Consider the following 8,636-nt stretch of genomic DNA (forward strand, 5'->3'; position numbering starts at 1 on the left):
TTGTTGTTTTGATTAATTGTTGTGCGCCGTTGGGGTAAGTTAACCCTTTACGTGCACGCGTAAATCGTCTTTGTAGTGCGTACTCCTTATTTAAATATAGGAAGGTTTAGGCGTGACAAGGCTCGCTGTTAGTCCTTAGCAGTCCGCTTGTTGGTCAACTTCGCGCTGCACAAGGCATCAACCCTAGGGCATTATAGCCCATTCGGCAAGAGCTGTTTGCTAGTCTACGCGAAACCTAACTATCTCTGGTGTGCGAATACCTGGTTTCAATTCGCCGCCAACAACGTACACCCAACCATCCCAATAGGCAAGGACGCAACCAGCACGGGCCACAGAAGGATGTTGAAGTAGCTGCGTCCAAGTCCCGTCGCGATAGCACAACACCCTGTTGTTAAAGCGATACCATTCGGGTTCGTGCAGCAAATAGCCTTCGGGCAGCTTGTTGATGGCTGCCAGAAACACGTCTTTGTTAACGCCGCCAACCACCACAACGCCTTTCTGTGGCGTGGCGATGGCCGTTGATCCACCCGTAAACACTTCTTCGCCAAGGGCATCTGTGGGTACGGGTAGTGCAGTCCATGTGCCGCAACCTGCGTTGTAGCTTGCACCATTCATGGCCAACTGCGCCGCCTTACTGTCTGTTTTGGGTGCGAAACCACCCCAAACGCCCAGCAAGTCGCCCGCTAAGGCGGCGGCAATAGGCTGAACACGGGCTATCCCTGGTATGGAGGGCCCTTCTTTCCAGCCCTCTTTTGCTGTGTTTTTAAGGTCTAACGACCACACTTTTTGTGTGGCAACACCCTCGCAATTGCCTCCCACCACATATAATATGTGGCCAACCACCGCGCCAGCCATGTTGTCTAAGGCGTGGGGTAGGCTGGGTAGAGCCTCTTGTTGCATGCCCGTGGCAGTGGGGCGCAAGCGAATGGCGGTGGTAAGACCGCCTGTTTCGTTGTTGCCGCCTACGAAAATCAGCGAGTTTTCGTAAGTAACGCTCACGCCGTAAGCTGCAGGTTGGGGCATCTGTCCAACGGTTTTCCATTCTAGGCGGTTGCCCTCGGCATTTAGTTTGGCGGCATAAATGGCCTTGTAAAACCGCTTTTTGCCACCCTCTGCCACAGGCTTGTCGGGGAAGTTACAACCTCCTGCAATGTATAAGTAGCCGTTAATAACGCCACAATAGCAGGCCGATACGCCTTTATCGAAACCTTGCTCTTCTGTGGGAAAGCCCACCAAGCGTTGGATGGAGTTAGAATTCTGCGCCATAGTATATGCTGTAAATAGGGCAATCAACACAAAAGAGATTATTAGTCGTTTTGTGTTTGCTTGCGCTTTATTAGAAAATATTTTATTATCTAAATGCAAAACCTACGTAATTTTTAGTTATATTGGCCACAAAGTTAATTTAAAAACAGGAAAATACAAAAATAATTATGCACTTTTCTCATAGTATTTAATTTAAATAACGATTAAGGTAGGGTATCAAGTAGATTGGTTACGTAGAAATCTTAATCGAAATTTGTCTTCTTTTCAGTACGAATTTTAACATTATGAGTGCCCTTTTTGGCCACCAATCGTCCGCCCGACCGCAAAAAATCGATTCTTGCGAAGGTTTGTTCTGATGCAAAAAAGGGTTAGTGGTAGATGCAATCAAAATGAATACACATTGCATAAAACCGCAGTTTGCACTTGGTTTTGGGCTATTTGATGCTAAATGTAGTGCAATATGCCGCTAAACGCAGTGCGTTTTGGTGCTAAATGCTGTGCATTTTGGTGCTAAACGCAAGGTGTTTTGGTACTAAATGCAAGGCGTTTTGGTGCTAAACGCAGTGCAAAATGCTGCTGAATGCGAGGTGAAAAGCATAAATATTCACTGTAAATGGTATAGACAAAGCCTCTTCAAACCATTAAAACATGGCTCAAAAAGGGCAAAATGCACCTTGAAAAGTGGAATTTTCGTGGCTAAAAGTGGGTATTTGGGCGTAAAAAATAATGGGCTGACGACCAAACTAGAAAGGTAAAATGGTACTAAATGCGGGTAATCTACGCAAAAATAGACAGAAGGAGAAGTCTGGAAACTTGTAAAATGCGGCAAATTGCCCGAATAAACACCATTGTTTTCGCTAGAAGGTGTTGGTGAAGAGGATGTGTTTTGTAAAATATTTGTACGGCTTTTGGCTGTTGAATTTGTGGGTCTTTCTGGTTGTAAGTTTATGGGTTGTTGAGTTATTAGGTTTGCAAGTTTATTAGTTTTATGTGTTGTTCTGTTCGTGTGTTTGTGAGTTGTTGGGTCTGTTTATCTGTTTAAAAGCCAGCCATTTGTGCCTTAGCAGAATTCTAATGGCTGGCATTTTATCCCCTGATAGGCATTTAGGGAATTTCAAAGAACCACTCTACGAATGAGTTAAAGTCATGCCATTGGGGTTGTAATTCTCCCTTTTGAAAGTCGATAAGCTTTTGTCCAAGTTCAATTTCTAAAACCGCTCCTGTTGAACGATTGTAGAAAAAGCCGCCTTCCCCCTCAAAGCTGTCGAGCGGAATGTACTCGTTGGGCAATTCAAGTGCATCGTGGGCAAAGGTAATGGCAAGCTCGTAGTTTGTATTTATTGCGAACCAACATATTTGATAAAGTTCTTGATGTCTGCCATAAAAGGTGGGACTGTCTTCTACGTGCAAGAAGAATGTTGCAAAATCACTGGTTAGGTCTATTTTCAGTTTCCTTAGCGCATCGGCATATTCTTGCGTGTAGTCGTCATTCCACCAACCTTTCTCCTTACAAAAGGTTTTGATTTTTTTTGATAGCATAAGTTTCTATGTTTTAAACTTGTTGAAGTACGTTGCCCAAATATTGCATTGTACTATAAACGTATGGCTTGTAAAATGAGCGTATATCGGTTTAGTTGCTGGTGCTGCGCGTTTTGTTCCACTTGAAAAATATCATGAACCACGCACCAACACAAACCACAAAGATAACAAATTTGGTGGTCTTATCTGGGCTATGTCTGAATAATGAATTGAGCATCATTATCTGTACGATAAGGTGGAAACAGGCGGAGGCTAATACAGACTTTGTTGTTTCGGCGATTTTGCCTATTCCCCAGCTGCCAAAAATAAGCAAAGATAAGAAGGTAAGGTTGTGTACAATAGACCTGTCGTGCACGAATGAAAGATGCCACACGTACCAGAGGCACCCAATTATTAAGTACTTCGCCCAGGGTTTAAGGCCTTTCAGTTCCTCTTGCAGATACCCTCGCCAGCCATATTCTTCCTCGATACAGTAGACTATGGTGCCAATGATGGCGACAAACGCGTAGATGTGGTTTTCAAGTTTGTAATCGTTATTAACGCCTATCGCGGTAAGTAGCACGATTGGGATGGCGCACATCAATAGCGATTTCTGTTTGGAAGTGCCGAACAATGACATTTCTACCCTTCGTTCTTTCCTCAAAAAGGGCATAACAATGAAGGTGCCTAAAAGTACGCCACTAGGGTGAAGCAGTGCGAATACGAAGATGGAGAGCCATGCTGGCAGCTTTAGTATCGCTGGATGAATGTTGAAAACATCAAATCTAAATAGGTTTGATACTGCTGTTGCTATGATAAAGAATATCAGTAACCTTTTCCAGCTTACAGGATTGGTCGTGTTTTTGTCTGCCATCTTTTCTAAGTGTATTGGTTCTAACTATGTAAGTATCTACGCAAAGCGGTTTATTTTATTGTGTGTGGCCATAATAAATGCGGTTTTGATTGGTGTAAATAAAAACAATTCGTATATTTGCAGTATAATAATCGTTGCCACTGGGAGATGCTTTTGACAAGCCATGCAACATGTAAACACACTAACGGATGGAAAGACTATTGTACATTATAATCCTTGTTATCGCGTATGTTTGGCTCAGGCGGCTAAGACATAAGGGCGAACATGGGGTGGAGCGTGGAGTATCTGCCACCGAACCTCCTGCGGTGTGGCTTTCGTACACTAGGGCCGAGCCTTGTTTTAAAATGGCTGGACGACTGACTGAGTGGCGAGAAACGGGGAAAGAGGCAGAAGGTAGACAGTATGAGAACGATGCGGAGGGGCATAACGAACACGCTGTGACGATAAGGATTAATAGAAAGAACATAACAATGGAAAACAAATACGTAGGAATGAGTACCCTTGAAATGATTGAGGAGATATGCAAGGCGTTGGGTTGCCCCTTTGAAAGGGACGAGGAAAACTTCGCCGACTTTACTTTTCAAGGCGAAGATTTTAGGATTCAGGCTTTGCACGGCACACGTTACTTTAACATTATGCGCGTTTCTTGGGCGGAGGCAAGTCTCGATGATGTTGACCAAGTGGCCTGTTTGCAGCGAACTATTAATGAGGTGAACATGTATGCCGCATGTGTTGTGGTTTACACTATCGACACGGATGCGAACGTTATGCACCTGCATTTTCGGCGCCATGCGGTGATTACGCCTGAAATGCCTGCCGTTGAAGAGTATTTTAGGTCGTTGCTGATGCCTTTCTTCTCGCTTGAACACGACTTTGTGAACGAGTTTCAGAACATGAAAAAAGAGATGGGATTGGAGTAGGAGAGGCGTTTAAAGGTGAAAAAGTGAAAAGGTGAAAGAGTGAAAGAATGGCTGCGCCTTTTAAAGGTGAAAAGGTGAAAGAGTGAAAGAATGGCTGCGCCTTTTAAAGGTGAAAAGGTGAAAGAGTGAAAGAATGGCTGCGCCTTTTAAAGGTGAAAGGGTGAAAGGGTGAAAAAATGGCTGCGCCTTTTAAAGGTGAAAGGGTGAAAGGGTGAAAAAATGGCTGCGCCTTTTAACTTGTTGGCTCGTAAACTTCTCTTCTCGTTTACTCGTCAACTCGTCAACTGCCAACTTATCCACCCGTTTCCTCGCTAACTTGTCCACTCGTCAGCTTGTCCCACTTGTTAACTCGTCAACTTGTTAACTTGTCCACTAGTCAACTAATTAACTCGTTCACTCGTCAGCTTGCCCATTCGTCCACTTGTTAACTTGTTAACTCGTCAACTCATCTACTTGTTTACTCGTCAACTTGTCTACCCGTTTACTTGTCAGCTCGTCATCTACTCCACATATAGATAAGGGTGTGCACCTACATAACAGGTGCACACCCTTATCTTATAAGCGATTTGCTTTGGGGCAAACCTTGTGTGTTATCGTTTTAAAAGGCGGTGCGTATGTACTTGGCCGTCGGCCATTACTTGCACGAGGTACACGCCCGGAACAAGGTTGGCGAGCGAGATACTTACTTCTGTTCCATCTGTTGAAACGGCACTACCAAGTAAACGGCCATTGATGTCGAACAGTCTTACGCGTTGTAGACCAGTGCCACGCACCGTTAACGAGTGGCCGTCGTTGTTGGTTAGGGTGTAGTTGGCAGTGGTTGTGCCAGCGATATGGGTTACATTCGACGCCACAGTAAAGATAGTTTCCTCCTTATCATATAGCTTTTCTACATCGAAACGTTCGGCATCGGGGTTGTCGATGCCCGCGCTCGTTTCCTTTATCACCACCAACTTCATCCTATATTTGCCTTCTTTTAGGGTGCTAGGTACGCTTATGGTAAATGGCATCCATGTAGTACGAAAACCATCTAGCTCCATTGGCTTTGTGCGTTGTGTCTCAAAAGCCACGTTACCCTTGGAGTCGAGCAATTGTAACTTGGCATAATAGCCGAATCCCAGCCCGCCTTTGTTCCTTATGGGGACATGGATGGTTTCTTCGTTTCCTGGTTTTAGCCAAAGTTTAGACGGCTGTTCGGTTAGTTGGAAACCTGCATTGATCGAGTCTTCCTCCACGATACGCACCTTGCCGTTGCCTATCTCAATCACCATTCGGGGTGCTTGTCGCATGTGTATCCACTCTCCCCAGCGGCCGTTTTTTTCTAGCGGGGCGCACATGGGCAGCAGTTGGTAATAGCCATTGGCCAGTTTCGTGAGGTCTACCTTTATCTTCACCGTCTGCGGGTTGGTGTAGTCGCGCCCCATTTCCCCGTTAGAATATTGCCCATAGACGCGTTTTGTATAGCCACCTGTGGCGTGATCGTCCGACGGACAGACAGTTATCCGCTTGCCATTCATGTCGAATATGCCCACGCCAATGTCGCCCTTGAAGGGCTTTCCGTAGTTATTAAATTCGTTCATCTCAACAGCTGGCATGTAGCCAACGGCAAAAGTTTTGCCACTTCCTCGGGGGAGCTTTAGACTTCCCCCAATATTGAACTTCAGTTTGGGCGTACTTGCCAGCAATGCAGGGTCTATTGGTTTTGTGTTTCGTTTGTTGGGGTGAGCCAATATCGCAATTAGGCCGTAGCTGAAATCCATTGCCTTTCCGCCAAACTCGTTTCCTGATTGTGCAACAGACAGCGTTGAGAGCGAGAAATACGCATCGCCCTGACCGCCCCAGCCAAAGTTCATGTGGAAAAGTCCTTGCTCGTTAACCCCGTCTGTTACCCAAGCGTGCCCTCCTCTGCCTCCTCGTTGACTGCCCGAAAGGTAAACGGGGAAACCGTTGGTTAGCTCTTGGCGTATGATGTCTGTGAAAGCAGGCAGTCCTTCGTCACTTCGGCTCACAAAGGCCGTAGAGTAATCAAAGTTTTCTCGCAAGGCTTTTTCGGCCGATTCGTTTTGCGCACCGCTCAAATAGGGGGTGTATTGCATGTACGTGGCAATTCCTACGTCGCTCATTAGCTTTGCAACGGCGTCTTGTTCCCTTTGGGTGCCTGGGTCGTAATATCTGTATTCGTCTTTCATGTTGGCCCAGTCGTAGTATGATTTGCTGAAATCGGCATGCTTCACCTTATTATCAGATCTCACGGTATAGGTGTTTTCTCCCTTTCCTTGTATGGGCCATTTGTGGTAATACATTACTTGTGCGATGGCCGTTGCCACGCAACCCGTGTAATTATAGCCCGTTTTCTTGTTGTAAGGTTTGTCTTGATTCCACTTGCAGGTGAGCAATGGGGCAACCGCTTTGTAGGTAGGCATCGCTCTTGTGGCGGGTTGCGTTGAGATTGGTGCTTGTTGTAGCTGTGCGAAACGTTCGCGATAGGCTTGCAAAAGAAGCTTTACGCCGGGGTTGGCATTCAGCGTATCGAGCGTTCCGTTATCCCCATAGGCAAGTATTTCGCCCATAGCGTCGTCGCCCGAAACTACAACAAAGCCCTTGCCTTGCTTGTCGTTGAACACATAGAAGGGCTCAATGGGCTGTTGTTTGCCTGCTCGGGTTTGTGCCGATGCGATGGATTGGCGATTGGGCATGACGTATTTTCGCGCGATATCGAGGGCTTGACGGGCCGTAACCTGTTTGGCTTGAACGGGCAATAGGGTTGCAAACGCAAGTGCGAATAGCGCAAATGCCTGTCGGTAGTGGTTAAGTCCGCGCAGCGAAACATGGGTAGGCTTGCACCTATTTGTGGCGTAGTGTTGGTTCATTGTTTTGTAATTCTTTTTGTTTGTTTTTTGTTTTCACTCTATAATTCTCTTTTTGGTATTGGTAAGGTGTTATTAAACGCGTTCCCTTATGATTGGAAACGCGTGCAAAGTTACATAAAAAGAATGAGAAAACATCCGCTCTCTTGCGTTTTAACAAAGCGAGTTGGCAGGGTGGTGAGTAAACAAGTTGACCAGTTAACGAGTGGATAAGTTGGCGAGTAGACCAGTTTACGACTTTACGAGTTGGTAAGTGAATGGGTTAATAAGCTAAGTGGCGCAGCCGCCTTTTCCCCTTAATAGGCCTTTTCACTTATCTTCCGTTTCATTGTTCAGCCTTTCTAAGAACAGCTCGAACAGGCGCGATATGGCGTATTTGTTCAGTTCTTGTTCGCTCACCCAAATGTAGTCGGACGGCAGATTGGGTCTAACACTTGTTTCAACAACGGCAAATTGCGCCATGATGATACGGTGGGTGAGTACGTGGCGGAAGGAATATGGCCCCTTGATTGTGGGTGTAAGGGTGGAATGCTGCTGAGAGTTGGGCGGTAAGGCTGTTGATTCGGTGCCTTGTTCGCCCCTAAAAAGCCGGTCGATACACGCTAATAGCTGTGGCGAAGGGAAGTTTCCCAAGCTATTACAGCCCTCGCGCTTGTTGGTTTTGGGTGTTTGTACACCTGAAAGTACTACATCTTCGTATAGCAAAGGTTCCCAAAGGCCCTGCCAAATGTCGCCCGCCGGCCGCTTTCGGATGGCAATTTCGCCCCCACACCTTATATATATGTAGTCCATGCGCCGTTGTTTGGGGGCTTGCGACTTGGTTTTTACGGGTAGCGAACGCACCAAACCTTGTGCGAAAGCCACACATTGACCACTTAACGGACAGCTGTTGCAGAAACTTGGCGTATCGTTTGGCACGACTGTGTGGCCGTTTACCTTGCCAGTTTCGCCCTTCACGGGCAAGCATTGCAGTGCACCAAAGTCCATGATGGCCTCGTTGTAGCGTGCCGGAGCGTGGTGGGGCAAAAGCGATTGGGCTAAGGTGGCGAACTGTTTTTTGCCTTCGGTGGAGTTTATGGGCGTGTCGATGCCGAAGAAACGCGCCAAAACACGATACACATTGCCATCCACTACCGCCACTGGAAGGTTGAAAGCGATGGACGAAATGGCTGCCGACGTGTACGGACCAAC

At 46.4% G+C, this 8,636-nt stretch carries 6 protein-coding genes; 1 reads left to right on the top strand and 5 read right to left on the bottom strand.

Features of this window, described 5'->3' with window-relative positions; genetic code table 11:
• Positions 1–219: 219 nt before the first annotated feature.
• The 3 genes from BN93_RS12475 to BN93_RS12490 all read right to left on the bottom strand — a co-directional run bounded on the left by BN93_RS12475 (position 220) and on the right by BN93_RS12490 (position 3,658).
• Positions 220–1,266, bottom strand: coding sequence for a cyclically-permuted mutarotase family protein (locus BN93_RS12475; RefSeq protein ID WP_019188661.1), 1,047 nt, complete (start codon positions 1,264–1,266; stop codon positions 220–222).
• Between the two features lie 1,104 nt (positions 1,267–2,370).
• Positions 2,371–2,805, bottom strand: a complete 435-nt coding sequence (locus BN93_RS12485; RefSeq protein ID WP_019188663.1) for a hypothetical protein — start codon at positions 2,803–2,805, stop codon at positions 2,371–2,373.
• 91 nt (positions 2,806–2,896) lie between these two features.
• A complete protein-coding gene (locus BN93_RS12490) occupies positions 2,897–3,658 on the bottom strand; it encodes a CPBP family intramembrane glutamic endopeptidase (RefSeq protein ID WP_019188664.1) in 762 nt (253 codons plus the stop codon).
• A gap of 188 nt (positions 3,659–3,846) precedes the next feature.
• Between BN93_RS12490 and BN93_RS12495 the strand changes: the two genes are divergently transcribed.
• Positions 3,847–4,578 (top strand): type III secretion system chaperone family protein, encoded by a 732-nt coding sequence (locus BN93_RS12495; RefSeq protein WP_019188665.1) that lies wholly within the window; start codon positions 3,847–3,849, stop codon positions 4,576–4,578.
• Between the two features lie 590 nt (positions 4,579–5,168).
• On the opposite strand, the gene BN93_RS12500 is transcribed toward BN93_RS12495, so the two are convergent.
• On the bottom strand, positions 5,169–7,448 hold the full coding sequence (locus tag BN93_RS12500; RefSeq protein ID WP_019188666.1) for a thiol protease/hemagglutinin PrtT: 2,280 nt from the start codon (positions 7,446–7,448) through the stop codon (positions 5,169–5,171).
• Between the two features lie 306 nt (positions 7,449–7,754).
• Positions 7,755–8,636, bottom strand: an 882-nt coding sequence (locus tag BN93_RS12505) for an NUDIX domain-containing protein (protein WP_044260709.1), incomplete at its 5' end; no start/stop codon positions are given.

The sequence above is a fragment of the Prevotella conceptionensis 9403948 genome (genome assembly GCF_000312305.1).
In the GTDB taxonomy this organism is placed as follows: Bacteria; Bacteroidota; Bacteroidia; order Bacteroidales; family Bacteroidaceae; genus Prevotella; species Prevotella conceptionensis.

Excerpts from the sequence above, each read along its gene's own strand:
- BN93_RS12500 (WP_019188666.1), bottom strand. The coding sequence starts at position 7,448 with ATGAACCAACACTACGCCACAAATAGGTGCAAGCCTACCCATGTTTCG.
- BN93_RS12495 (WP_019188665.1), top strand. The coding sequence starts at position 3,847 with ATGGAAAGACTATTGTACATTATAATCCTTGTTATCGCGTATGTTTGG.
- BN93_RS12475 (WP_019188661.1), bottom strand. The coding sequence starts at position 1,266 with ATGGCGCAGAATTCTAACTCCATCCAACGCTTGGTGGGCTTTCCCACA.
- BN93_RS12485 (WP_019188663.1), bottom strand. The coding sequence starts at position 2,805 with ATGCTATCAAAAAAAATCAAAACCTTTTGTAAGGAGAAAGGTTGGTGG.
- BN93_RS12490 (WP_019188664.1), bottom strand. The coding sequence starts at position 3,658 with ATGGCAGACAAAAACACGACCAATCCTGTAAGCTGGAAAAGGTTACTG.